Origin of the sequence: Glutamicibacter mishrai, assembly GCF_012221945.1 — a bacterium.
Taxonomy (GTDB): Bacteria; Actinomycetota; Actinomycetes; order Actinomycetales; family Micrococcaceae; genus Glutamicibacter; species Glutamicibacter mishrai.
Window position 1 is genome coordinate 1,688,180 of the sequence record NZ_CP032549.1, and the last position, 25,312, is coordinate 1,713,491.

The following is a 25,312-nucleotide window of genomic DNA, read 5'->3' on the forward strand; positions in this document are numbered from 1 at the left end:
TCTAACTCCCTCGGTACGTGGAATATGCAAACGGGCTGATAAGAAGAGGTACGTGGTAGTGCTCATCGACGTCATTCACGAAGAAGTCGATGGTTACCGCGGGGAAGAAGCTTTCCGTTCCCTGCTTCCCGAAGTAGTCGCCGGTTTCAAATGAAATCCGGTAGCGGCCGGCTTCAACCTGTATCGGCCCAAGGTTCTTGATGCGTCCATCCGCATCGGTTGAACCTGTTCCGATTTCTTGCCAGCCGGATGCCGTCTTGGCTTCCAGCGTGGCCTTGACACCGGAGGCAGGCCTCCCGGTCCCGGTGTCGAGTATGTGGGTGGTGATGTGGCTGCGCTCTGCGCTGTCATCCGCCATGGTCATCTCCTAGACGTTGGAGGGAATTAGTTGGTAATGAGGTCTTTGAGCCGAAGAACGGCTATTTCACGCAATTGCGTGGCGACTTCGGCAAGTTCGGTGGCGTCGTCGTTCGCCAGCCGGCGTTCGCATTCGGCCAGGATCTCCTCGGTGCTGCGACCGGCGGCGCGGATGAGGAACACTCGATCAAAGCGCTGTTCGTAGTCCTGATTCGCTGCTTTCAGGCGAGCCGTTGCATCCCCATCGAGTTTCAAAGTTGCCTGCTCGCCGCGTGATAGATCCGCTTCTTTGCTTTCGCCCTCTGCCCGTTCGCCGATGCGCGGGTGCTGCGCCAAGGCGGCGTCCAGCTCCTGGGGATTAAAAGGGGCGATGCCACTCAGGGCATAAGAAGCGAGTTCGTCCCGGTCAGCGAAGGGACGAGCGGAGATCAGTTCGTTGATCCAACGGTCGACATCAACGCAGGGCCGAAGAAGGTTTTCGGCTTCTGCTGCGGAGAGTTCGTTGAACGCGTCGAGGTGCATCGGGTGATCAGCTCTTTTCTTCGGTCGTCATTCCACGGACCTTGGCTGAACACCCTTACCACCGAAAATAATGATTTCGGCTTCGACTCGATGCTGGTTTCGTGGAACCTTGTTGCTCAACTGTAAGCCACTTCACAGCAGGTGCGTCAAGGGAAATACCGAAAAATTTACACGCCCTTATTTTGTTAAATAGTTTTCACACGACCGCAAAACTATTTGCCCAGACCCCTTGCCAACACCCTCTCAAGGCTCACATACTAGTTTCACTAGATAAAAGATAGTTTTCACGATACGAAAGTATTGCCACCCGAAGGAGGGAACCATGACCGCCGTCAACCAGACAAAATTTAATTTCCCAGCCGAGGAAAATCGCCCTCTGGGAATGACTGAGGCGTTGCGAACGGGACTGTTTCAGTCCATCGACAATCTAGATCCGGACATTGTCCGGCAGCCGAAAATTTCCAGCGACGCTCCGTCACTGTGGAACAAGATCTTTGGTTCCACCGACTCCCGCTAAGACCGGTTACCCACCGGCTTTCATCGCCTAGGAGTGGGCCAGCAGCTGTAGCAAGATGACAACTACACCGGCCGTGGCCAGTAAAAGCATCAGCAATGTAGTGCGCAAGAATCCTAAATTCATTCGGCGCATTGCCAAGAATGCAAAGAAGGCCAGGGCGGCAATTAGCCACCATTGGCCCAGGCGTAGTGCCATTGAAACGTCAAGAACATCCAGGGCGCTGAGGCCAAGCAAAGCTAGCGGACCAAAAACGGCACCACCAGCACCCCACACCACCTTGAGCAGGTGTCTGAATTCGGCGCGGGTAACAAAAGCGGCATGCACTGTAGAGTGCGCAATGATGTCGGCTACGAGACTGGCCATCAATACCGCAGCCACCGTAACCACGAGGGTCAGCGCCGCAGCGCCGGCTGTTGGGGTATGCCCGTGGGAACCAGTAGCAATCAACACGGCGAGCGCAGTAGAGGCGACATAAACGCGCTCTTTGAGCATCGCCGCAAGCTCTTCCGGCGCCGCATCAGAATTGTTGAGCTTCTTCTGCACCACTGCTACCCCACCTTGCCTCAATAGATTGCCGACCCCAGTTTATCGCTGAGAAAAATCCATAAAATCAGCGGGCGAGGTGCTCGGAGCAGCCATCATTCCGACCACGGAATCGATCAAGAAGTAACCTACAGACTCCCACGTACCCAGCTGCTCGCCCTCATTTACCGAATCCTCGTACTCTGCACAGAGGCCCAACAGCATCAACCCAAGAATCTTGGCACGCGCACTAATGACTACGTCAGGCAGTCCCTCCAACTCAGGAGGTAGACGCCGGGGAAAGTCTTTTCCACGGAAATCTTCATCGACTAGTCCCGCCAATACGTCCGTGAGGTCAGGGCGAAGCAAAGCCTGGAAAAGGAACTTGGCTCGCCATGAAGGCTTCGGCAGAGCATCAAAGGAATAGACCAACGGAAGAGTGTACAACGTGACCTGTTCACGCAAGTTTAGTGCTGATACATCCGAGTTCAGTGGTAGTTTCTCGCGGATGGCATACACATCGCCCACCGCTCGCTGAACCATCGCACGCAATAGGTCCGCTCGGCTACCAAAGTGATACTTGATAGCTGAGTGGTTGGCCGTACCAGCGTGCTCCGTGATCTTGCGGTTTGAAACCGCATCGATTCCGTGCAGCGCAAAAAGCTCTTCCGCCGCATCCAGCAGCACTTCTCGCGCCTTGTCGCTATGTCGACTCACGGAATACTTCCCTTCAAATCTGGTACATCCAGTGATCTTAATGGTGATCTATGGCGCATCTAATGTCATTTTACGCCACGTGGCGTAAAGTCGTTGATGTACTTCATCTAAACCAGTTTGTCTCAACAAGGCAACTCTGGCTGTCCAAAACTGAGGAGCAAGAGCATTTGAGCACTGCACCCGCCGATCCACAGAGCACGCCGCCATCTCGGCGTGAAGCAAAACAGGAGCAACAAAACCTCACTCCGCAAGAGGCGGCCGCCAAGCGCGCTAAGGCTGAGAAGATCGGACGGACAGTCGCGGTTTTCATCATGCCTCTGATGATCGTAGGCATGATGATCTGGGGTTACCTCGGAGCCATGCACCATCAAGAAGCCAAGAACATGCCCGTTGCAATTAGCGCAACGAGCTCCTCGGCGGCTGAAAAATTTGCTAAGTCACTTGAAGAGCAAAACTCCGACGCAGTAGATATCACCATCGCCGACTCCGGCCTGGAAGCTCGCACACAGGTCACCGATCGCGATGTGACGGCAGCCGTGGTTCTGGATGATAAGTCTGCGACTCTGTACACCGCCAGCGGTGCCGGTGTTTCCAGCTCTTCAGCCATCACCGCAGTGCTTACCCCCGTATTGGCCGAAGATGGATTTACGATCAACAGCCAGGACCTTGCGCCACTTCCTGAGAATGACTCCATGGGTATGGGCGCCATGCTCCTGTCCACAGCGATGATCACCGCCGGTTACATGCCCTGGTCCCTGGCTTTCTCCAACTCTCCCGAGTTGCTCAAGCGTCGTCGCGCGCTGCCATTACTGGCCGGCTGGTCTCTTCTACTCTCAGGTCTGGGTATTTTGATTGGCGGACCAATCTTGGGCGTCATCCCAGCCGCCAGCATCATTCCGGTGTGGGGCACACTGGCACTAGGCGTCTTCGCCGTCGGTTCCTCGCAGGTTCTTTTGACCCGCATCTTCGGCGCCATGGCCGTAATCCCCGGCATGTTCCTGTTCATGGTGCTCGGTCAGCCTGCCTCCAACATGGGCATGTCCGTATATATGCTGCCGAAGATCTTCCCGTTCCTGCACCAGTTCTTGCCAATGCCCGCTCTCGGTGAGGCCATGCGTTCGGTACTGTACTTTGATGGCAACGGGGCTGGGAAACATATTCTGATCCTCATCGCTGGCGCAGTGGCAGCTGTATTGCTAACCACGTTCATCGACTTCCTGCGAGTCCGTAAGGGAAAGAGCCCCACACCAACGCAGATTAACGTTGTCTCGCTACACGGTGGCGCACGCCCTAAGAACAGAGCTTGGCGCTACATTACCTTGGGTGCAGTTCCCTTCGGCATGATCGCCATCATGCTCACCGCTATGCTCGGCGCAATGCAAGAACCAACGCCTCGACATATGCCAGTGGCTTTGGTCGGCTCCACCACCGAACAGGCTCAGCAGATGGCCGACTCCTTGAATGAATCCATGGAGGGCAAGTTCGACTTCACCATCTTGGATAACGCGGATGATGCCAAGGCTATGGTCGAAGCTCAAGACCTCACCGGCGCATTTATCTTGCCAAGCCAAGACGATCCACAGGCCACGATCTATACCGCGCAGGCTTCAGGCAACGCTGCCTCGCAGGTAGTTGTTCAGGTCTTCACCCAAATTGGCCAGTCGCAAAAGATGGCCGTGGACCATCAAGAGCTTGCCCCACTGCCAGATAACGACAATATAGGCACCGCCACCATGTACTACGGTATGGGCTGGGTGATGGCAGGATTCATGGTCATCATGGTTGGCTCGACCGCCGCCCCGCACGTTCGTCCACTGAAGAAACTCATCCCACTGCTGGCGGTCTATTCGGCCTTCATGTCTCTGGTTCTGTATTTGATCGCCGGTCCGTTTACCAACGCCGTGGATGGACACTTTGGGAAGCTGTTCAGTGTCGGCATGTTGGCCATCTTCGCAGTAGCGATGCTGACCACCGTATTCAACCGACTAATTGGCATGCTTTGCTTGCTGCCAACAATGCTGCTGGTGATGTTCCTCGGCGTACCAGCCTCCAACGGTGCGCTGTCGATCTACATGGAACCGCGCATGTTCAACATCCTGCATGACATCCTGCCGATGCCAGCAGCGGTTGAATCGATCCGCTCGATTCTCTACTTCGATTCAGAAGGTCTGAGTGCTCACCTAGTGACCCTAGCCATCTGGGCTCTGGTCTGCCTGGCCGTGACCATGGTGATTGACCAGCTCAAGCCGGTCCGAACCACCAGCCACCCAGTACCCGAGGAAGAGCTAGCAGCTCTTCAGGGTCGCGCGCTGGAAGCCAAGGCAACAGAGGCCGCGCAGGGCGCGGACCAGATTGATGCTGAAGCTCAGCACCTCATCCATGACGACCACTCGCAGGTCGAGGAAGAGAAAGACACAGTTCAGGTCTAACCACACCTGCTCTACTTAAACGCTGCGGGGCCGATGATTTTTCATCGACCCCGCAGCCTTTCATTTTAAGACCAGCTGGGCCAGCACGGGCAATGCGATAACGGACAGCAGGCAGGTGATCACGATAGCCACCGCAGTGGGTTCGCCGTCTCCGGTGTCGTTGTACGCCATGATGTAGGCGGTGGCGCTGACCGGCATGGCAGCCATCAAGACTGCTGCGTTGAACCAAATGCGATCCAGGTCCGGGGCAAAAAGTTGGAGCATCAGCACCGTGAGCAGCGGCAGGGCCACCAGCTTGCCGATGACCATGACCAGCATGGAGCTCTTGGCCCAAGCAGCCGGTGCCGCAGCCGATTTCACTGGCGCATTCCTGGCCGCACGTGAGCGTTCAATGGTTCGCTTCAGGGACATGCCGATGACAAAGAGCGCTCCGGGAGCCGCAGCGGCGGAGAGCAGGTCAATGGTGTCGTCAATCGGAGCCGGTACGCGGACTCCCGAAAGCACCACGGCACCGCCGATGACCATGGCCCAGGTGACCGGGCTATAAAGCAGCGCGTTGCGGATGGTGCGCAGGAGCCGGGATCCGCTGGCAGGATGCTGCCCTGCGTCAGCCCCGGCTGGCATCATGATCTGCGTGAGGATGGGGAACCCGACCATGAAGATGATGTTGTGCACCAGTTGGCCCATCCCGGCGGCGAAGCCGGCCTGCGGGCCCATCACACCCAGGATCACCGGAATACCGAGGTAGGAAACGTTGCCAAAACTCGTGGTGAGCATTCCGGCGAGCGCACGGGCTTTCCCCACGCGCAGCAGGTATCTGAAGAGGATCCAGCTGACCCCGGCAAAGAGCAGTGTCGCGACAATGCTGATCCAGAGGAATGAGAAGGGCACTCCCTGGCTGATGTCGGCGCGGCCCACCACTTTGTACAGCAGCGCAGGCAAGGCCACGTAGAACACGAAGACGTTCAATGCTGGTTCGACGGAGGCTGGAAATTTGGGTGCGTAACTCGTGCCGTAGCCGATGAGCATGATGAAGAACAGCGGCAAGACACCGTAGAGCACGTCGAGGAACACAAGACTCCTTTGAAGGTTGACCGGCCAAGATGCTGTGGGCCGGACATATCAACCCTAGTTGCTTGGGCAGCTTTGGCTCCATCCGGCCATAGCGGCCGCGCAACATCCGGTGCCTGGACTGGGCATTGCAGGCATGGATTCCTAGGATGGGAGAAGGCACGCTACACCGATGTAGTTGGAACCTTGCAAGGAGAAAAGATGTCCCAGTCCCCTCATCCGCATGGACAGGCTCGCACCGTGGTGATCACCGGCGCCGGTTCAGGCATCGGACGTGCCACCGCACGCTTGCTCCTGTCGCAGGGTTGGAATGTTGCGCTGGCAGGGCGCACCGAGGCCACCTTGGAAGAGACGGCGCGGTCGCATCCATCGGCTTTGGTCCATCCCGCCGATGTCACCGATGCGAGAGCCATGGATGAGCTTTTCGCCGCGGCACATGCTCGATTCGGCTCGGTCGACGTGCTCTTTAATAACGCTGGAATCTTCGGGCCATCGGTGCCGATTGATGAACTGAGCCCTGAGCAATGGGATCAGGTGTGCCAGATCAATCTGACCGGAGCTATCAACGCGGCCCGCGTTGCCTTTGCGCATTTCAAAGCCCGTGGTGGTGGCCGCATCATCAACAACGGCTCGATTTCGGCTCAGGTTCCGCGGGTGAATTCGGTAGCTTACACGGTGACCAAACACGGAATCGCGGGGCTGACCAAGGCGTTGGAGCTTGATGGCCGTCCTTATCGCATCCGTGCCACGCAGGTGGATATCGGCAATACGGCCAGTGACCTGCTCGATGATTTTGGTGCTCATTCCGGGGCCTTGCAGCCCAGCGGCCAGCGCATGGTTGAGCCGACCTTCCCGCTGGAAGAGGCGGCGCAGGCCATCGCCTATATTGCCGCGGTTCCCTTGGGAACCTCAATTAATCAGTTCACCATTACCGCCGGTGGCATGCCCTATATCGGACGGGGCTAGGGGAAATCCAATGAACGTAGAAGTACCTTCAACGTGTGGCAATGCTCCACGGCATCAGATCATTACCGAAGTTCTAGCCGCGATTTACCGCAAAGACTTGCCCGCACTTGAACAATGGCTCTCACCGGACGTTCGGTGGATCGTCGCTGGAATTCAGCCATTGGACGGCTTGGATGCAGTGCGCGAATGGATACTTGCGATACCAGAAACGCGAACTGTGCAATTTCTCAGCGTGCTAACGCACGGTGCGGAAGGAAGCGCTGATGGCCAAAGCTACGACGCTAATAATTCCGTGACCCGCTTCAGCCACGTCCTGAGATTCGCTTCCGCCGGCAAAACCGCAAAGATCAAGCAGATTCGCAGCTATTTCGTAAAGCAGTGAACCGTGGGGTTGGCACTCTAGAAGTATTCAGCGAGCAACGATTCAAGCTTGCCCAGTGCTGAATGCCAAGCCTTGGTGCTCGAATCAACCACTTCGTAGGGCAATGGGCCCTGAGTCAGGGTCAGCATGGTCTGGCCCGCGAACTCCTTGAACTCGATGCGGGTTTCAATAACAAGGTCCAGGGTCATCTCATGGGGTCCGTCGGCGCTGACCAGGCACTCGTATTCATCAAAAGTGGTTAACACCGCTTTCAGCGGCACCTTGGCCTCTGGGTTGCCGACCTGCACCATTTCCAGTTCGTGGCGGCCGCCTACTTTGGCTTCAAAAACGACGGACTCTTCGTTGACTGCCCAGCCGTGTGGACCCCACCATTGCGCGATGATTTCAGGCTCTACAAAAGCTGCCCAGACGGCAGTCCTCGGTGCAGAAAACTGTCGCGCAACCACCAATTCAGTCATCGATTCCATGAGTTCAATGGTATCGCTAGTTAAAGATGCTGTAGCCCCGACCTTGGCCTCAGATCACTTTCATTCTCTTAGCAAAACAGCGGAAAAGTACCGCAAACGATGGCAGACGAGAACGCTGGCTCTGCCACGTTGGTCGCAATCGAGTTCAAGGCGAAGGTGAAAGTGAAAAGCAGGTTAGACATTTAGTGTTCTCCGTACTCATGAATGCGAGGATGATCTGTCGTGGCATTCTCATGCCACTAACTACTTTTCATCGAGGTCACGGTCTCGCACCTATACAAAAGAACAGTTCTCGCAAATTATCTGCTTTCAGCTGGATTTATTCTGTCCCTGCAAATCCGTCAGAACTCTTCCGTTTTCCCTGGCGTAAAAAGCAACATGCCTCTCTACCAACCCGATCTTCTTGGGCCAAGGATCGTTGAACTTTTGTACACCGCAAGACTGTACGGAAGTACAGGGTCGCTTGATTCAACGGCTAATACAGTCGTTATCAACAACAACGATTCCAAACCAGGAAGGCCCATCATGAACGGATTGCAGCTAAGCGGCGTTAGTCGCAGCTTCGGGGACCGTACCGTCTTGCACAGCATGGATCTTTCGGTCCAGCGCGGCGAGATCGTCGGTTTCATCGGAGGCAATGGTGCCGGCAAGACAACGAGCATGAGGCTGATCTTGGGACTACTGAGCGCCGATCAAGGACAAATTATGTGGGATGGCAAACCCATCTCCGCCCAGGATCGACGCAACATCGGTTACATGCCTGAAGAACGCGGACTTTACCCACAGATGCCGGTGCGCGAACAGATCATCCACTTTGCATTATTGGAAGGTCATAAGCTTCCCGTTGCCCGCACGGTGGCAGATGATCTCATCTCTTCATTGGGACTTCAGGGTAGAGAACGCACGCTCATTCAGGATCTCTCGCTGGGCAACCAACAGCGAGTTCAGTTAGCAGTTTCGCTGGTGGGCGACCCAGCACTACTGGTACTCGACGAACCATTTTCTGGCTTAGATCCCAGCGCTGTGGCAACCATGGGCGAATTGATCCGTGAACAAGCTGCCCGCGGAGTCGGCGTTCTTTTCTCTTCTCACCAACTGGATCTAGTTGAACGACTCTGTGACCGGGTCTGCATTCTCGACCAAGGTCGAGTAAAGGCCAGCGGAAGCATCACGGAGCTAAAAACCGAAGGCAAAAGTCGTTGGCAGCTGAACTTCTCCCACAATGCAGATGCCTTCGCAGCTGAAACAGCAATGCTTCGGGACATCGACGTGACGTGGTCTTCCGCAGATCGAACCAGCGTCATGGTCTGCCTGGAAGGCGATGACCGCGACATACCTACGCAGCTTCTAGCCATTGCCCAGAGACACGGTGGATTGCGCAGCATCGAATCCGTTCAACGCTCTCTGGATGAATTACTCACGAAGCAATACATTTCGGCTGGTTTGGCCACAACAGCCGCAGCCGAACCAGTGACAACAGCATCGGAGGCAAGTAAATGAATACCGCTACCTTGAACATCGGCACCGTTTCGAAATCACGGCAAGCACTACGCGAAACAGGACTAGTTATCCGTAGGGAAATCCTCACCCGAACGGCAAACCGCACCATTCTAGTGACCACCGGGCTGCTCACATTGGGCGTCGGTGCTGCAGCAAGTGTTGGAGGCTGGTTTCTCGTCAACTCCCCGCAGGGCCTTGATACGTTCAACCTGAACCCACGCATGCTCTTCGCCACCGCCATGATCTGCGCTCTACTGACCTCTCTGGTCTATTCCTCACAAAGCTTGACCTCCGGAGTGGTGGAAGAGAAGTCCTCCCGAGTTGTTGAAATCCTGCTCACCAAGATCGGAATCGGGCCGCTACTTGCCGGCAAGTTACTGGGTATCGGGCTGGTCACGCTGGCTCAACTATTAGTGATCGGCGGTGCCGGAGTACTCGGGTTCACGGTGATGGGCGGGTTCTCTCTTATTGATATCCAGGTGGGCCCATCATTGATGTGGTTCATGGTGTGGTTCTTGCTCGGCTATGCAGTCTTCGCGCTGCTCAACACTGCTTTGGCAGCCACTGTGGCCCGGCAGGAGGACCTGGCTTCGGCAGTCATGCCGCTGTCGGTATTGCAAATGGTCCTTTTGGTTATCTCGCTGTACGTCTTACCAACTCACCTTGATAACGCCTGGCTACATGCTCTGTCCTTTGTCCCGCTATTTTCCTCTTATCTGATGCCTATTCGATTCGGTCTTGACGGTATTGAAATGTGGCAAATGATTGCGGCCGCCGGCCTCAGTTTGATGGCAATCCCTGTCCTGTTCTGGGTTGCAACCCTTCTTTATCGCAACAATGCTTTGCGCACCGGGTCCCGAGTCTCCCTGCGTACTTCCCTGAGCGCGGCCGACTAATACCAATTCCGTAAACCTGATCACTACACGTCTTTGAAAGGACAAAAACAATGCCTGAAACCAACACCGCGCAAAATAGCCCGTCCAAATCCCCGAAGCTGAAGAAGCACCTTCGAAATCTCGCTCTGCTCCTCATTGGCATCGCCGTGGCTTACGCCATCACTACCTTCCTGGCCTAGCCGCTGTCCAAACCTCATAGCCTGAAAGCGCATCGCCATGACCGTCATTCTTAATCCCTCACCTCCGGCGTCCCAAGCTGGCACCACGGCAGCGCAGCAGGCCCAACCTCTACTAGATGGTCTTGGCCGGGCACAAATCCGCACAGTTTCACCGACACAATTCGCTGGACGTAATGGCAGCTGGATCATGGAACTAACAGACGGGAGTCGGATCTTCGTCAAGAAGTTCAATACGTCTGCGACATCGCCGCAGGCATTTGCCCGATCAATGAACTTTTCAACCTTTGCTAGAAACTATCCACAGCATGCGCCTAGCACCCCCAAGTTGTTAGCAGGGGATGAATCAACTGGCCTGTTGCTGTTCGACTACTGTTCGGGAACCAGCCTGGCTCATCTGATCGTCCAAGATGCTTTGCCCGTGAGTTTCGCGGCAGATTCCGGCAGGTTACTGGCGCGATTACATTCAGGCCCTACTGACGGATTGGAACCAGCGGGTAGCACGCTACCGGTGCAGATGTTGCGCTTCGGTGTCACACATACCAGGTACTTGGATTTCACGTTGGCAGAGCTCAGCCTGTACCCAACGTTGCAACAGGACGGCGAACTTCTTCAAGCACTCGAAGCCCTACAAGATGCTGAGGAGACGAACCGCAAATCACCAATTCACGGTGATTTGCGGTGGGACCAATTTCATCTGAACGATTCGCAGCTGAATCTGTTGGATTGGGAAGACTTCTGCCTGGGAGACCCTGCACGAGACATTGGAACACTGGCCGGGGAATGGATCTACCGCGCGGTGCTCGACACGGTCACATCTCGTGGCGGAGCCGATTCCCCACCCGAATATTTTGATGAAAACAGTGCGACAACGATGATATCTCACCGGCTAGCTGCAGTAGTTCCGCAGCTACAAGAGCTGTGGCACCACTATCGGCTTAATTCCAGCACCGATGACTCGCAACTGGCATTGCGCGTCACAGCACGGTTGGGGTGGCATTTGGTGGATCGTTCAATGGCTAGGGCAGCCATGGTTTCCAGGCTCCCCGGCATTGAACGGGCAGCGGCCGGCATCGGCCGTAGAGCCTTGCTGGACCCCGCACGATATAGCCACGCACTAGGTTTCGGAAAGGACTGAGAATGAACGCCCTGCTTACGGCAACTGACACTGGTTTCACTGACATCCTGGCTTCTATCTCAGAATCTGTGCAGTTGGATCTGGTGAAAATGACGGCAAGTATCGATGAGCATCAATTTGGTGCGTCAAGTCCCGGGGAACTCAAGAACGAACTGAGTGCCCAGATTTATAAGCATCTGCACATCCGCAATCCCCTTATAGATACCCACCCTACAACCGGAGAACAAGATCTAGCTGCGCAGTTCATCCCCCTAGTGCCACACCGAAGTATCTGGCAGGTAGCGGACCGTGGATTCGAAAGTTCGGCTTCAGTAGATGGAGAATCCCACGTCATCGTGAAGCTCGGCGGTGTCAAGGTTCTATTACCTCAGTGCGACGTACGTAGGGACACTGCGGAAGAGACGTTGACCGTACGTCTGCCCAGCTGGCGTGTTCGAACCACACCAGGATATTTGCTGGTTCTCGGTGAGCTTTCCCCTGGGCCTTCCGCGGGCACTGCTCGACTCTATTTTAGTTGTGAAACCCCTGCTCAAGCCTTAGAACTCTTTCCCGCGTTACTTCGAACACTTGCAGCTTCGGGAAAGGGATACCACCTCAAAGCACTGTCATCCTCATTGGCTTACCCCCGCAGCGACGCGATCGTTGCCTACGTACCGGCAGTGCACGCTATAAAAATCGCAGACATGCTCAGCCGGACCATAACAGACCTGACGAGCACTCTAAACAGCCTTTCGATATTCACCCAGCCGCTTGGTAACGGAATCGCCCTGGCCGAAGAAAGTATCGATCAACGTCCGTCCCACCGGTCGCTGAGCTTCGGGCAACATCGCTCTCGGGTTCTAGCCGACGCACTTTTCCGTGAAGACCGCGAAAAGATCGGTTTACCTCAGGCGTGGAATCTAGAAGCGACCGCGGCCCGGATCGACCCTAACCAGCCATCTGCCAACCTGTAAATTTTCCTCACTGGCCACACACCCATCACAAAAAATGCCGTCTCGCCGGCCTATCACTAAGGAGCACCATCATGAGCAACGCCACCGCACTAACCGACCTAGCCCAGGCGCACACGATCTATGCCGCACCAGACGAACTCGGCGCCGACGCAGCCGCAGAAGCCCCAGCAACCAGCCCACTGTGCATCGGCATCATCGTCGGCGCTACCCTCGGCACCGGCTGCTAACCCACCAACAAGAATCAGTCCACCCAATCAATCAAGGAGCACCATCATGAGCAACACCACCGCACTAACCGATTTGGCCCAGGCGCACACGATCTATGCCGCACCAGACGAACTCGGCGCCGACGCAGCCGCAGAAGCCCCAGCAACCAGCCCACTGTGCATCGGCATCATCGTCGGCGCTACCCTCGGCACCGGCTGCTAACCCACTGGGTACGCATTAACTAACCGTCAAACCAAGCACTACCCAATCAATCAAGGAGAACCATCATGAGCAACACCACCATCGTTGAGAACAACAGCGCACTGACCGACCTAGCCCAGGCGCACACCGCCTATGCTGCACCGAGCGAACTCGGCGCCGACGCGGCCGCAGAAGCCCCAGCAACCAGCCCATTCTGCGCAGGCGTTCTGATCGGCGCAACCTTGACCGTGGGTTGCTAGCACGCACCTCTATCAGTCACTGCGGCGGAGTACTTGGCCGGCAACGGTCATTCGCTCCGCCGCAACATTCCACAGCTACCCCAGAGGAACACCATGACCACAGCGCACAGCACCATGCCAGCTCAGGCACTGGATCTTTCGTTGGACGGCTTCGGCTATCGTAAAGTTGCGCTGGTTCTGACAGGTTCTGCTGCGACCCAAGTCATGCCGTTCTGGCTCGATTGGATTCTGGCCGCAGCTCCCCACACGCAGTTCAGAATCATCATGCGAGACTCCGCGAGCCGCTTCATCACTCGACACAGCTTGGAAACGCGTTTGCGTGCACGAGTACATTCCGATCATTGGGAAGACGAGGTGATCGCCGAACATGTGGAGCTAGCCGAATGGGCAGATCTCATACTGATCTATCCCGCAACCTTGGACTATGCATCGCGGCTCGCCAGCGGAATTACCGATTCCCCCTCATTACTCGCTGCGCTCAGTACAAGTGCACCGGTATGCATCGCTCCCGCGCTACCACCCCGCGCGCTGTCCAATCCGCTGGTAACCAATATCTTGGATGTTTTGCGCGCCCCAAAGAACTTCGTGGTCATCGATCCGGTACCTGGACCCAGCGAATCTAGTGATATCGCGCAAGCGTGGGTACCGCCGCCTTTCCCAGCAGTGCTGCGTCGTCTCGAAACGTTACGAGTTGCTGGGACTATCGGCTCGACAACGGATCGCTAATGACGACAGTTAACTTCACTCCGGATGCAAGCTTCAGGGTACAAACAGGGTTGCTGGCCACCGAAGTAACGAGTCATGACGGCGTATATACGTGGCAACATCGCTTGGGCGCACACGCCCCGGTCGGTTTTTCCACCCTTGCGCCGTCTGGGAAATCGAAAGAAACTCACGATTCAGAATTGGTCATTTGGGGACAAGGCGACAACACGGGTCGCAGTTACCGAACCCACGCCGGTTCATCCCTCGCGATTCATCTTTTGGATCCCCAACCGGTCAAGTTGCGAGCTATCGGGAAACTCTGGGGCGCTGCGCTTAACGAGGTACACAATGTTCGTCCTGCTTCCAAAGTAACTTTCACCAAGCCTCGCACCTTGCAACGCGCTGCCGCATGGCTCGACGGCTCCTGGAAACCAGCTCGTACCGTTCTAGGATCCGCCGGACTGAGCTGCCTAGTTGATTGGGCTATTCGAATGGGCGAAGGCCCTCATCGTGTACTTGTACACGGTTGCCCCGGAATGGCCCACTGGGTCATGACTTCCGATGCACGAGAGGGAAGCCTACTAACCGGCGAAGATGCTGGCGTCGCGAGCCCAATCTACGATTTCGGCTGGGTTTTGGGCGAAATTACAGAGCTAAGAGCATTTCACCCTTTGCTAGGCACAGGGTTGAACCAGCTAGAGGAAGGTCTCCTCGACTGTTTTCCCGAAGTACCCAACCTGACTGATCTGAACTTGGCTCGTGCGTTCCGACTGGTTCACCACGCCTTTGATTGGCACCACTATGCCGGTGCATCGATTGAACAGGCCGCATTGCTTTTGCGATTAGCAAGGAATTACATATCCAACCCGGTAGGAACTGATCAGGAAATCTCATGAACTCGACCCCCTTGGAGGCAGCCCAAATGCGCGGCATGACACTTGATCAGGGTGCCCGCGCAATCGCCATTCAAAACCCGTCAGCGCGAAACAGTACATTCGTTCTTGCCATTTCTTCAGGGATGCGACACGAACTACCGGGTGAAGAAGGAATGCTTCACTTACTCGAGCATCTGATTTACCAAGATAGTGCGGCAATCACCTCAAGCGACCGTGAAGCTGAACTTAACAGTGTTGGTGGTGTCTTGGGCGGACACACTCACATGGACTACACCGAGTTTTATGAAACGGCATTACCTTCTGATCTGTCTGGCATGGTGGCCCGAGTGATTGAACAGGTATTTCATCCAGCATTTAAACCTGAGCAGATTAATGAACAGATCCACGCTGTATGCACCGAACGTTCCCAGCGTTTGGCTCCCGCACCTGGTGAGGTGTTGCCGTTCCCGCACCTGACTTGCCAATATTGGGAAGACCACGCGCATGGCCACGATGGTACCGGCGACAAGAGCTTATTTTCTAGAGTTTCTGTCGAGCGTCTGCAAGATTTGCATGCAAAGCACTACCGCCCTGAACACGCTGTTTTGGTGACTTTCGGGCCACAAGAACCGTCCGAAATGTTGGAGATCCTCGCGGAAGAAATGGGTTCAGTCTCGATTGCGAAATCCATGCCAAAAGCTACAGCATCGCACCACATGGAGGCCCGTCAAAACTCGGCGAAAAACCAAATAGTTCATGACCCTGGCTTACCAGGTAGACGTCTGCTCGCCGCTACCAGCGCTGCGGACGCACGGACGATTAACGAAGCATTCCTTGGTGATTTGATTGTCGCTTCTCTGCTTTCAATGCAAACCGGATTGGATTCCAGCGTTGGAATCTTCGGTCCGGCCGACCTAACCGAAAACGACTTATTCATCCTCGTAGATGACACGGGACTCGATCTAGAGCCAATACTCAGGCTACGAGCATTGGCCTCTGTTGATGACACAATTTTGCAATCTGCGGCAAAAAGGGCACTGTTTACCGTTGAAAAATCCGTGCATGATGATGAACGGCTGGCACGAACTACCGCTCGGGACATGCTTCTTCGAGGATCGCCTAGCTTTTCCCATGAACTGGTGAGTCGGCTAAGGCTTCTTTCCGAGCAGACAACAAGATTACGCAAACTACTACTAGGTTCAACGCAGCGTCTAGCTACTCAGCCGTGGCATACCCTCGACGTTACCCCAACCCTCCAGGAGGATGCATGAGAAGCCTAGCCAAGAGAGTACTAACAATCTCCGATGACCGCTCCAGTTTTCCTGTGCTCTCGCTGGCGTGGCGCACCGACCCGCAACATGAACAGGAAACTCGACGGTTGTTGACTCAGAGTTTCGGCCATACTGACCGGTTGGTTCCGGTCTGGCACCAGTTTTCGGGCGACAACGGGTCAGTAATTCTGACGGTTGCCGCTGAACAGCCGCAACTGGAGCGGTGGTTGCGGTCCATGGCCCACGAATCCTCGCGTCTCGATTCCACGTTGGCCTCCGGACCGACGATCGCTTTAGTCGGAACCTTCGCTGATGCCAAAAATTTCCTTGCCACTGCTACCTACCTGTTCCCGAGAAATGACTCAGAAACTGCAGTGCTACCGAGCCGAATGCAGCAAAACATGGTCCAGGGCTACCAGCAGACACTGATTACCGGCCAAGACCCAAGCCTGAAGGCCGGAGAGGCAGCCTGCTTCTTGGCACTGTGCCTATTATCGGGAGGGTCTTCGGCAATGCTACCCCGCACGGTATCGAGCCTTGGGAACGGGGCCACGGTCCAAATTTCCCGAGGTCTTGTGCAACGCCGGGCTGCCATCACTTGGCAAGGAATTTGCCGAGGGAGCGGCGGATTGCAGGTTTTCGAAATGCTCGCCCAAGCCCTGCCAGCGCAACTCAAAGCCATGAATGACGCCGAGGTGCAACAGCTCAAGCACTTCGCGCTGGCAAACCTTAGTCGTGCATGGCGCTCACCGGTAGAACTGGCGCAAACCGCGAATCAGTACCAGATCATGGACTGGGGACAGTCATTGATCTCTAGCCCGCAATCAGAACTTGATCGAGTAACGCGCGAAGACTTGGATCACGCAATGGATCAATTACTACGTCCTGTCTTGGAAGTTCTCGGCCGAAGCTAAGGGGAAGTATTGCACGCACTAACTAGACTCGCGGCACCCTTTTAATATCTAACAGCCCATATTCCATAGACTTAACGAGGATTTGCACGCGGTCGCGAACTCCGAGCTTTTCCATTACCTTAACGAACCGCGCCTTCACGGTCGATTCGGTAACGTACAACTCTTCGGCCATTTCCTTATTGCTCATCCCTTTGCCAAGCAACACGATGACTTCAAGCTCTTTGTCAGTTAGGGCCTCAGATAATTTTGCATCAGGTTCAACTTGCGCTGGAATCGAGTCGGCCAGCCCGGAAACGACGTGGCGAGTTACCTCAGCGGAAAGCACCGATTCACCAGCCATTACTTTGTGTATTGCTTCGGTGATCTCTTTAGGCTGAGCGTCCTTGACAAGATATCCGCTGGCTCCAGCACGGAGTAGGTCCACTACGTAACGGTCCGTATTAAAGGTACTCAGCCCAATAATCGCGATTTCTGGATTGTTTTGATGGATCTGCGCAGTGGCGGCCACCCCGTCCATTACCGGCATCTGCATGTCCATGAGAATCACGTCCGGACGTAGCCCGGCAGCCTGAAGCACAGCAGCTTTCCCGTCAGCAGCTTCTCCAATGATCTGGATGGTGGGATCCGAGGAAAGGTAGTCACGCAAAATTTCGCGAGTCAGAGTTTCGTCGTCAACGAGCAGTACGGTGCTCAAGGCTTCTCCTTCTTACCTGGCGCCATGACCACACGGCGCTACTACCCTTAGTTTGCCTTAGAAAGTCCATCTAATGGAATCGTGACGCTGGTTGTCCACTCTCTATCAGCTTCGCCCGCTTCCACAAACCCACCGAAAACCCTACAACGTGCGCGCATGGCCTCAAGCCCAGTTTTTGAAGACACGATCGGCTTTTCGTCCGATATGTCATTCGTAGCTAGGAGTTGAACGTTACCCTCGCGCACATATAGGCCCACTTCTACACTGCTCGCGGGGACCGCGTGTTTGAGAACGTTGGTGCCCAGCTCTCGAATGGTTCGGCGGAGCGCCTGCCTCAAGCTGGCTGGAATACGGGCAACTTCGCCCTGCACCGTGAGCTTCACTTCATATCCTGAACTCTGAAGCGCATCCGCCACCGCATCCAGATCATGCACCAGACCCACGGCCGTCGTAGTTTCTCCAGAAAGTTCAGCCAGATCGATAATGCTCGGACCAACTGTTGCGCTTTCGCCAGCTGCGTCAGATGCTTTATCTTCTTCCTTGAGTAGCAGTACTAGCGAGCGAAGATCCTGCAGTGTCTGCTGTGCGGAATTGCCAATTCCCTCGAGAATCTCTGAAGTTTTTTTCTGGTCGTCCACGAACTCTGCGCGCCTCGCCTGCATCGCGATAATAGTGACGTCATGGGCCACGATGTCGTGTAACTCGTGTGCAAGTAAGGTTCGTTCGTTGGCCCGAATTTTTGCCTGCTCGACTTCCAAATCCTCGATACGTTTGGTGCTACTTTCGTGACGGCGGCGAAATGCATTCAAGCTGAGTCCTGCCACACCAGCGAAGGCAACAAAGACTCCCACCATGGCCACCGCGAACAACGGAGCATTAGGAACCAACAAATACAGGAAGAATAAGACGACTTCACCCAGCAAAGGAAAAAGCACTGCTTGACGCCAAGGTAGAAGGTAGCAAGAACCTGCAACGACAATTACTGAGGGGAAAACTAGCCCCGCCAAAAGGGCGCCCGGCATACCCACTGCAGCGATAATACATATGCATGCGAGCCAGAGGGCAGCTCCCGGTAAAGCACCAAGAGATAGGGCCACGAGCGGCAAATAAGGTAGCGCCAATTTCAGCGCCCCATATTTTCCAAATGAGTCCCCGGAGCCTACCCAGACGTCCCCCACATACATGATGAGGGCCAACAGAACCAGTACCAGACGACCAACGATGCCTCCGGGCAACGGCTTAATATCTGCAGTCCAGGCAGTCCAATTTCTCATATCTGACATTGTTCCATCGCCAGTGCTGGTTATTGACATCGTCACGAATTCCATGACGGACTCAGAGAGCGTGGTGTCAGAGTGGCGAATAGCTAGAGCTTGCTATCTATTGCGGTCGACGCCGTGGTTCCAAGCGGCTGACGGTGTAGAGCGTCTGGTCATCCGGCTGGGTTCCCGCGGCCTCATGCGCCGCCTTGACCTTCATGGCCCGGTCCCACTTGATACGCTCGCGCGGGCTGGAATCGACCCGGCGTTCGGCAGGACCAAAAATACTCAGCCCCAAATACTTCAGGCGCCAGAGAACACGGTAGCCAACACCCAATCCGGTGGTATCGGTGATGATTGGCAGTGGAGATTCATCCATGCGCTTGGTCCTCTGCAGTATGCGTGGGCGTTGATGCTATTGCCCTCAGCATAGCGCATTAGTTGGTACACCAACTAAATTTCTGATTACTCCTTGGGAGCCTTGCCGCCGGCGGCAATCAGGCGATCCAGGACATTCCGCAATTCAACGACATCCTTCTCCGAGAGCTCCAATCGAGACATCATCTCAACCGGGACTTTCAGCGCTTCCTTGCGCAGCTCGGTGCCCTTTGGCGTGGGCTGGAGAATCACCGCTCGTTCATCCTGCGGATTCCTGGTCTTATCCACCAGCCCAGCAGCCTCCAGCCGCTTGACCAGCGGAGAGAGCGTACCCGGATCCAGGTGCAGCTGTTGGCTCAATTCCCGGGCACTCATCGGACCGGAATCCCACAGGGCCAGCATCACCAAATACTGCGGGTGGGTCAGCCCCAACGGATCCAGCACAGGCTTATAAGCCGAGATCACTGACCGCGAAGCGACCGCCAGACCAAAGCACACCTGCTTTTCCAGCTTTAGAAGGTCATCTTCCGGAAGAATAGCGCTGTCCACGTTGCTGCAAACTCCTTGAATGGGGTCAATACCGGTCTATCGATCGTACCGCTCGCCTCCTCAACTGTTGTGGCCAAAGCCCAGCGCAGTGCATAACCTAGGCACATGAGCAATCTCGAGAACAGCCCGGCAGAAATCGACTGCAGCAAGGTCGACTCCCCGGCCGAGGTCGAAATCTTGACTCCTCGCGAAGTGCCGCTGGGCGGACCTCGCGCCATGACCGTCTTCCGCACCCTGCCGCAAAAGCAGCGCAGCCTGATCGGCGCATGGTGCTTCTTGGACCACTACGGTCCCGATGACGTCAAAGCCACCGGAGGCATGAACGTCCCGCGCCACCCTCATACCGGATTGCAAACAGTCTCTTGGCTATTCACCGGACAGATCAACCACATGGATTCTGCTGGATTCAAAGCCGTCGTCCGTCCGGGCGAAGTCAACCTGATGACCGCAGGACATGGAATCAGCCATTCCGAAATCCTCACCGAAGACACCACCATCTTGCACGGCGCCCAGCTGTGGACCGCGTTGCCAGAGCACGCCCGCGATATGGAACATACTTTTGAGAACTACCGGCCTGAACCGGTCAATGGCCACGGTTGGACCATGTCGGTATTCCTCGGCAGCTACGAGATCGATGGTCAACGCTCCGTCTCCCCGGTCAGCACCCACACCGAGCTGAGCGGGGCGGAACTGCGCCTTGAGCCGCACACCGAGATCGAGATCGTGGTCCCGAAGCACCATGAGCACGGAGTGCTCGTCGACTCCGGCAGCCTCACGGTCAATGGGCACGAGGTAGCGCCGCGGGAATTGGGGTTTGTCCGGGCAGGATGCACCACGCTGCGCTTAGCCGCGGGTGAAGAGGCGGTCTTGGCACTGCTCATAGGCGGCGAACCGCTGAATGAGGACATCTTGATGTGGTGGAATTTTGTGGGCCGAACCCATGAAGAGGTCCTGGCCTTCCGCGCCCAATGGCAAGCCGAGATCTCAGCGGAGCCTGGCGATGCCTCCGAGGACCGCTTCGGGCCCTTCCCTCCCGATACGCCAACCGCCTTGCCGGCCCCGGCCCTGCCGACCGTTCGCCTGCGTCCACGCGTCAACCCATCCTGAACCCGAGGAGATCTACCATGAGCGAGATCAAGCCAGTACTCTTGCCCGAACGCCGCCGTTTCGCCCTCGATGATGACGGCAAGATCATCGGAGCTGCCCACTACCGGGATTTTGATGGCTCTGACGGTGTTGAGCGGATTTTCTTCCACACCACGGTGGATGAGGAATACGGCGGTCAAGGCCTAGCTGGCATCTTGGTGAAGTTCGCGCTGGAAAATACCATCGCCAGCGGGGCGAAGATCGTGGCGGTCTGCCCGTACGTCAAAAGCTATGTAGCCAAGCACAATGACTACGACCAGCACCTGGTTGCACCCACCAAGACCCATTTGGACCTCTTGCCTCGAAGCTAGCCTTCTGACGGAGCCGGGGTTCCCTTGGTGCGCGGGGAGATGGCAATCAAGATCAGGATCAGCACCAGGCTGAACGCGAACACCGAGATGAATCCGGTGCCGGCTGCGGCCATGGCAAAGATGACGCCGCCGATGGCCGTGGCCCCGGCATTGCCCAACGAATCTGCCACGGTCATCGCCGAGGAGTTGAATCCCTGCTCTTCCTTGGCCGACAGGGAGAGCATGTTGACGTTTTGACGAGGGAAAATCAGTCCCATGCCAAAACCGCCCACCGCCCAGCCGCACACCAGAACGAATACCGGCGGGTGGTAGATCGCAGTAGCCAACGCGGTGGCGATAGCTACGCTTCCGGCCACTGCGCCCAGGGTGATGCAGGTTGATGACTCGATCTTCTCCCCCAGCTTCCCCTGGAGCCAGGAGCCCATGGACCAGCACAGGGCCGAAGCGGTCAGGATCAGGCCGGCCCGGTCGGGGGCCAGGAAGTAGTCTTCGCGAAGCAGGTAGGGAAGATAGACTTCCACGCCGAAGAAGGCGCCGGTGATGAATATCCTGGTCATGATGGTTGCCGGCAGTCCGCGGCGCACAAGGAAGGTTCCACGGGGCAAGAGCGGGCGAATCGCCAGCAAGGCGACCACCAGCGCCAGCGCTAATCCGGCCAATGACCAGCGGCTGTTCGAATTGCCCAAGAGGTTCATGCAGATCACGGCGAGCCCGGTCAGCCCGGCGAGCGCCAGGCGTTTGACCGACACCTTACCGAGGTCATGGTTGCGCTCGGAATCCAGGGATTTGAGCACCGGGATCATCGCGCAGAAGGCGACAAGCACCAAGACTGCCACGCCGGAAAAGACCCAGCGCCACCCAAGATGCACTGCCATGAGTCCGGCCAGCCATGGGCCGATCATTGCCGGAAGCACCCAGGCGGTGGCGAAGAGGGCGAAGATTTTTGAATGCAGATGCCCTGGATACGCTCGGGCAATCAGCACGTAGATGGCCACGGTAATGGCTCCACCGCCGATGCCCTGCAAGATCCGGCCACCGATCAGCATTTGCATGTTCGCTGCAGAACCGCAGATCAGCAAGCCCACACAGAAAATCGCGACGCTTATGAACAACGGGTGTTTTGGTCCCCAACGGTCGGTGACCTCACCGGCGGCCACCATGCCGAGCATTCCGCTGGCGATGGGCGCGGCAAAGGCCAGCGCAAAATAGCGTTCGCCATTGAGCAGTTCGCTGACCATCGGCATGACGGTGGTGACCGCCATGGATTCGAAGGCAACGAGAAACACCAGAATGAACATGCCCATCGTGGTGGCCAAGAATTGCGGTGCGTAGATGGTCTCCGTAGCCGGCGCAGGGGTGTGGCTACTACGTCTTAGGGGCATGCCCTAATCATGCCAGCTTTTACCTAGCCGCCCAGAACGTGCAGGGCGAAGGCCGAAAGGAATCCACCGGTGACCAACAACCCGGTGTAATCATGCTCGACAGCGTAGGCCTCGGGGATCATCGCATCGGCGATCATGGTCAGGATTCCGCCCGCGGCCACGGCCGTGGCAAAGGCCAGAGCTTCTTCAGGCATGGACTGCATGAGCAGCGCACCGAAAAAGGCTGCCAGGCCGCAAGAAATCGCGATGGATCCCCACAACATGGCAATGGATGAACCCTTGCGGCCAGCTGATTTCATCTGAGCCGTACTGGCTAGGCCTTCGGGCACATTGGATATGAAGATGGCGATGAGCATGGCGGGATTGATGCTCGCGCTCGCGACAACGCTCAACCCCAGAGCCACCGACTCGGGGATGCCATCAATGAGCGCGCCCACAGCCAATGCGCTTCCCGATGAGCTCTCGCCATTGGTGTTGCCGGAGGCCTTCTGGCGCTTCTTGGTGCGCCAGTCCAATACCCGGTTGGCCGAGAAATACAATGCTGCGCCAGCGAGTACACCACCCACGGTGGCCATCAAGCCGCCGGTTTCAAACGCTTCGAGCACAAGCTCGAAACTCAGTGCGCTGACCAGGACTCCTGCGCCGAAGGCCATGATCGCGCAGACCCAGACTCTCGGGATTTTCAGCCACCAGGCGGCGCCCGATCCCAGCAGCAAGGCGGAACCAGCCACCGTGCCCCAAAGCAAAGCTTGCAAAGAATCGAACATGGCACCCACTATAGCCAGCAATTCGCCGGCTTAGTAGGTGCCATGTTGGTTCTGACTGGGATTAACTCTCAGAGGACATATTGCTGAAGCGCGAGTAGTGGCCCTGGAACGCCACGGTGATGGTCTTGGTAGGACCAGCACGGTGCTTTGCGATGATGACATCGGCCTCGCCGGGGCGATTTTCCTTGTCATACACATCGTCACGGTGCAGCAGGATGACCATGTCGGCGTCCTGCTCGATGGAACCGGATTCACGAAGGTCCGAAACCATTGGCCGCTTGTCGGTACGCTGCTCGGAACCACGGTTCAGCTGTGACAGTGCAATCAGCGGAACATCCAGTTCCTTGGCCAGCAGCTTGAGGTTACGCGAGAACTCGGAGACTTCCTGCTGGCGGGATTCCACGCGCTTGCCCGAGCTCATCAGCTGCAGGTAGTCAAGGATGATCATGCGCAGCTCGTTGCGCTGCTTCAGTCGACGGCACTTCGCCCGGATTTCCATCATGGACATATTCGGCGAATCATCGATGAACAGCGGCGCCTCATTCAAGCGCCCCATTGTGGTGGCAATCTTGGTCCACTGCGCGTCTTCAACCGAACCCTTACGCAGGTCCTGGAGCTGGATGGATGCCTCTGCGGAAAGCAGGCGCATCGCGATTTCATTGCGGCCCATTTCCAAGGAGAAGAAGACCGTAGCCATGTTGTTCTTGATGGCTGCCGACCGGGCGAAGTCCAAGGCAAAAGTTGATTTACCGACTGCAGGACGGGCTGCGATGATAATCATCTGCCCGCCCTTCAGGCCCTGGGTCAGTTCGTCGAATTCGTAGAATCCGGTCGGCACACCGGTAATGCCGTCACCGGCATTGGCAGCATTTTCGATTTCGTCGACAGTGCCTTCGATGATGTCCGAGAGACGGACATAATCTTCACTGCTGCGGTTTTCGGCGACTTTGTAGACCTCGGCCTGGGCTTCGTTGACGATGGCGTCGACTTCGCCGTCAGGCGAGTAGCCCATCTGGACGATACGGGTACCGGCATCAACCAGGCGGCGCAGAACGGCGCGCTCGCGCACGATTTCTGCATAGTAGCCGGCGTTGGCTGCGGTGGGCACCTGCTGAATGAGATTGTGGAGGTAAGCGGCTCCGCCTACGCGGGAAATTTCACCGCGTTTGGTCAGCAAGTCAGCTACGGTCACGGCGTCGGCTGGCTCGCCTCGACCGTACAAATCGATGATTGCCTCGTAGATGGATTCGTGGGCCGGGCGATAGAAGTCGGTTCCGCGAAGCGCTTCAACAACGTCAGCGATGGCGTCCTTGGATAGCATCATGCCGCCGAGCACGGACATCTCTGCCTCGACATCCTGTGGCGGCTTGCGCCCAGCGTCGGACTCTCGTCCTTCGTATACCGGCTCAGCACTCATTACAGACACTTCCATCCCCTATTGACCCCACTGGGAAAATTCATCCTTGCCCGATGGCAACGTTCCATCCTGTCAGTTGAGACCGACAGTTCAATGATTAACGTCTGTGGATATTTCTGTCCCAAGGCCAACAGTAGGGCTGATATTTACCCACGTAAACCCCATTATCCACAGCTCCTGTGCATAACATACCCTCACCTGTGGACTAGCCTGTTCACTAACTGGGGAGAACCCTGTGGATTAATGTCAAGTACCCGACAGTAATAGCTTTTGACTAGGTCTTTCATCTTTTCACAACTGTGGACAGAAAGAGATTTTATTGAATCTATCGCTATATCGAGAATAGTTATCAACAGCCAAAAA

Annotated in this window: 31 protein-coding genes; 18 read left to right on the plus strand and 13 right to left on the minus strand. The window is 56.2% G+C overall.

The window, feature by feature from the left end; genetic code table 11:
- Position 1: 1 nt before the first annotated feature.
- Both uraH and uraD read right to left on the minus strand, forming a co-directional pair.
- Entirely contained in the window at positions 2-358 is a 357-nt protein-coding gene (uraH, locus tag D3791_RS07940; RefSeq protein WP_022874571.1) for a hydroxyisourate hydrolase, read from the minus strand.
- A 26-nt stretch (positions 359-384) separates the two neighbouring features.
- Positions 385-879 (minus strand): 2-oxo-4-hydroxy-4-carboxy-5-ureidoimidazoline decarboxylase, encoded by a 495-nt coding sequence (gene uraD, locus D3791_RS07945; protein ID WP_172511850.1) that lies wholly within the window; start codon positions 877-879, stop codon positions 385-387.
- Between the two features lie 322 nt (positions 880-1,201).
- Here uraD and D3791_RS07950 point away from each other — a divergent pair, with 322 nt between their 5' ends.
- Positions 1,202-1,396: a hypothetical protein gene (locus D3791_RS07950; RefSeq protein ID WP_172511851.1), complete on the plus strand. Its 195-nt coding sequence runs from the start codon at positions 1,202-1,204 to the stop codon at positions 1,394-1,396.
- A gap of 27 nt (positions 1,397-1,423) precedes the next feature.
- On the opposite strand, the gene D3791_RS07955 is transcribed toward D3791_RS07950, so the two are convergent.
- Together D3791_RS07955 and D3791_RS07960 are read right to left on the minus strand one after the other, a co-directional pair.
- Complete coding sequence (locus tag D3791_RS07955; RefSeq protein WP_172511852.1) at positions 1,424-1,942, minus strand: hypothetical protein; 519 nt, start codon at positions 1,940-1,942, stop codon at positions 1,424-1,426.
- Between the two features lie 39 nt (positions 1,943-1,981).
- Positions 1,982-2,635, minus strand: a complete 654-nt coding sequence (locus tag D3791_RS07960; protein WP_022874567.1) for a TetR/AcrR family transcriptional regulator — start codon at positions 2,633-2,635, stop codon at positions 1,982-1,984.
- A gap of 167 nt (positions 2,636-2,802) precedes the next feature.
- Here D3791_RS07960 and D3791_RS07965 point away from each other — a divergent pair, with 167 nt between their 5' ends.
- Positions 2,803-5,064, plus strand: a complete 2,262-nt coding sequence (locus D3791_RS07965; protein WP_172511853.1) for an ABC transporter permease — start codon at positions 2,803-2,805, stop codon at positions 5,062-5,064.
- A 60-nt stretch (positions 5,065-5,124) separates the two neighbouring features.
- Here D3791_RS07965 and D3791_RS07970 read toward each other — a convergent pair whose 3' ends face one another.
- The gene (locus tag D3791_RS07970; RefSeq protein WP_172511854.1) at positions 5,125-6,138 is read right to left on the minus strand and encodes an AEC family transporter; all 1,014 of its coding nucleotides are present in this window, start codon (positions 6,136-6,138) and stop codon (positions 5,125-5,127) included.
- Between the two features lie 198 nt (positions 6,139-6,336).
- On the opposite strand from D3791_RS07970, the gene D3791_RS07975 reads away from it, so the two are divergent.
- Together D3791_RS07975 and D3791_RS07980 are read left to right on the plus strand one after the other, a co-directional pair.
- Entirely contained in the window at positions 6,337-7,101 is a 765-nt protein-coding gene (locus D3791_RS07975) for an SDR family oxidoreductase (RefSeq protein ID WP_022874564.1), read from the plus strand.
- 10 nt (positions 7,102-7,111) lie between these two features.
- Positions 7,112-7,483, plus strand: coding sequence for a nuclear transport factor 2 family protein (locus D3791_RS07980; RefSeq protein WP_028268408.1), 372 nt, complete (start codon positions 7,112-7,114; stop codon positions 7,481-7,483).
- 17 nt (positions 7,484-7,500) lie between these two features.
- Here the strand turns inward: D3791_RS07980 and D3791_RS07985 are convergent, their stop codons facing one another.
- Positions 7,501-7,941 (minus strand): SRPBCC family protein, encoded by a 441-nt coding sequence (locus D3791_RS07985; RefSeq protein ID WP_022874562.1) that lies wholly within the window; start codon positions 7,939-7,941, stop codon positions 7,501-7,503.
- 534 nt (positions 7,942-8,475) lie between these two features.
- Between D3791_RS07985 and D3791_RS07990 the strand changes: the two genes are divergently transcribed.
- From D3791_RS07990 to D3791_RS08040, 12 genes are all read left to right on the plus strand, one after another.
- Complete coding sequence (locus D3791_RS07990) at positions 8,476-9,450, plus strand: ABC transporter ATP-binding protein (protein ID WP_172511855.1); 975 nt, start codon at positions 8,476-8,478, stop codon at positions 9,448-9,450.
- An 11-nt stretch (positions 9,451-9,461) separates the two neighbouring features.
- Complete coding sequence (locus D3791_RS07995) at positions 9,462-10,346, plus strand: ABC transporter permease (protein WP_246242456.1); 885 nt, start codon at positions 9,462-9,464, stop codon at positions 10,344-10,346.
- Positions 10,347-10,396: 50 nt separating this feature from the next.
- On the plus strand, positions 10,397-10,525 hold the full coding sequence (locus D3791_RS16835; protein WP_022874559.1) for a hypothetical protein: 129 nt from the start codon (positions 10,397-10,399) through the stop codon (positions 10,523-10,525).
- A gap of 37 nt (positions 10,526-10,562) precedes the next feature.
- Positions 10,563-11,660, plus strand: a complete 1,098-nt coding sequence (gene lxmK, locus D3791_RS08000) for a class V lanthionine synthetase subunit LxmK (protein WP_022874558.1) — start codon at positions 10,563-10,565, stop codon at positions 11,658-11,660.
- A gap of 2 nt (positions 11,661-11,662) precedes the next feature.
- Complete coding sequence (locus tag D3791_RS08005) at positions 11,663-12,613, plus strand: T3SS effector HopA1 family protein (protein ID WP_172511856.1); 951 nt, start codon at positions 11,663-11,665, stop codon at positions 12,611-12,613.
- Positions 12,614-12,684: 71 nt separating this feature from the next.
- Positions 12,685-12,840, plus strand: coding sequence for a hypothetical protein (locus D3791_RS08010; protein ID WP_022874556.1), 156 nt, complete (start codon positions 12,685-12,687; stop codon positions 12,838-12,840).
- A 46-nt stretch (positions 12,841-12,886) separates the two neighbouring features.
- Entirely contained in the window at positions 12,887-13,042 is a 156-nt protein-coding gene (locus tag D3791_RS08015) for a hypothetical protein (protein ID WP_022874555.1), read from the plus strand.
- A 65-nt stretch (positions 13,043-13,107) separates the two neighbouring features.
- The gene (locus D3791_RS08020; protein ID WP_022874554.1) at positions 13,108-13,281 is read left to right on the plus strand and encodes a hypothetical protein; all 174 of its coding nucleotides are present in this window, start codon (positions 13,108-13,110) and stop codon (positions 13,279-13,281) included.
- 93 nt (positions 13,282-13,374) lie between these two features.
- Positions 13,375-14,007: a flavoprotein gene (locus D3791_RS08025; RefSeq protein WP_061955675.1), complete on the plus strand. Its 633-nt coding sequence runs from the start codon at positions 13,375-13,377 to the stop codon at positions 14,005-14,007.
- The gene (locus tag D3791_RS08030; RefSeq protein WP_172511857.1) at positions 14,007-14,882 is read left to right on the plus strand and encodes a hypothetical protein; all 876 of its coding nucleotides are present in this window, start codon (positions 14,007-14,009) and stop codon (positions 14,880-14,882) included. Before D3791_RS08025 ends, D3791_RS08030 begins: the two co-directional genes overlap by 1 nt.
- Positions 14,879-16,132 (plus strand): M16 family metallopeptidase, encoded by a 1,254-nt coding sequence (locus D3791_RS08035; protein ID WP_172511858.1) that lies wholly within the window; start codon positions 14,879-14,881, stop codon positions 16,130-16,132. The genes D3791_RS08030 and D3791_RS08035 overlap by 4 nt, the downstream gene beginning before the upstream one ends.
- Positions 16,129-17,046, plus strand: a complete 918-nt coding sequence (locus tag D3791_RS08040; protein WP_172511859.1) for a hypothetical protein — start codon at positions 16,129-16,131, stop codon at positions 17,044-17,046. Before D3791_RS08035 ends, D3791_RS08040 begins: the two co-directional genes overlap by 4 nt.
- 22 nt (positions 17,047-17,068) lie before the next feature.
- Here D3791_RS08040 and D3791_RS08045 read toward each other — a convergent pair whose 3' ends face one another.
- The 4 genes from D3791_RS08045 to D3791_RS08060 all read right to left on the minus strand — a co-directional run bounded on the left by D3791_RS08045 (position 17,069) and on the right by D3791_RS08060 (position 19,926).
- On the minus strand, positions 17,069-17,740 hold the full coding sequence (locus D3791_RS08045) for a response regulator (RefSeq protein ID WP_022874549.1): 672 nt from the start codon (positions 17,738-17,740) through the stop codon (positions 17,069-17,071).
- A 47-nt stretch (positions 17,741-17,787) separates the two neighbouring features.
- Complete coding sequence (locus D3791_RS08050) at positions 17,788-19,068, minus strand: sensor histidine kinase (protein WP_246242457.1); 1,281 nt, start codon at positions 19,066-19,068, stop codon at positions 17,788-17,790.
- A 52-nt stretch (positions 19,069-19,120) separates the two neighbouring features.
- Positions 19,121-19,378 (minus strand): hypothetical protein, encoded by a 258-nt coding sequence (locus D3791_RS08055; RefSeq protein WP_022874547.1) that lies wholly within the window; start codon positions 19,376-19,378, stop codon positions 19,121-19,123.
- 86 nt (positions 19,379-19,464) lie between these two features.
- A complete protein-coding gene (locus D3791_RS08060) occupies positions 19,465-19,926 on the minus strand; it encodes a MarR family winged helix-turn-helix transcriptional regulator (protein ID WP_022874546.1) in 462 nt (153 codons plus the stop codon).
- A 105-nt stretch (positions 19,927-20,031) separates the two neighbouring features.
- Here D3791_RS08060 and D3791_RS08065 point away from each other — a divergent pair, with 105 nt between their 5' ends.
- Both D3791_RS08065 and D3791_RS08070 read left to right on the plus strand, forming a co-directional pair.
- The gene (locus D3791_RS08065) at positions 20,032-21,033 is read left to right on the plus strand and encodes a pirin family protein (protein ID WP_172511860.1); all 1,002 of its coding nucleotides are present in this window, start codon (positions 20,032-20,034) and stop codon (positions 21,031-21,033) included.
- A gap of 17 nt (positions 21,034-21,050) precedes the next feature.
- Positions 21,051-21,383: a GNAT family N-acetyltransferase gene (locus D3791_RS08070; RefSeq protein ID WP_172511861.1), complete on the plus strand. Its 333-nt coding sequence runs from the start codon at positions 21,051-21,053 to the stop codon at positions 21,381-21,383.
- Here the strand turns inward: D3791_RS08070 and D3791_RS08075 are convergent.
- The 3 genes from D3791_RS08075 to dnaB form a co-directional block, all read right to left on the minus strand.
- Complete coding sequence (locus D3791_RS08075; protein WP_172511862.1) at positions 21,380-22,765, minus strand: MFS transporter; 1,386 nt, start codon at positions 22,763-22,765, stop codon at positions 21,380-21,382. The genes D3791_RS08070 and D3791_RS08075 overlap by 4 nt on opposite strands.
- Positions 22,766-22,788: 23 nt before the next feature.
- Complete coding sequence (locus tag D3791_RS08080) at positions 22,789-23,532, minus strand: ZIP family metal transporter (protein ID WP_172511863.1); 744 nt, start codon at positions 23,530-23,532, stop codon at positions 22,789-22,791.
- A gap of 61 nt (positions 23,533-23,593) precedes the next feature.
- A complete protein-coding gene (gene dnaB / locus D3791_RS08085) occupies positions 23,594-24,949 on the minus strand; it encodes a replicative DNA helicase (protein WP_022874541.1) in 1,356 nt (451 codons plus the stop codon).
- Positions 24,950-25,312: the final 363 nt, after the last annotated feature.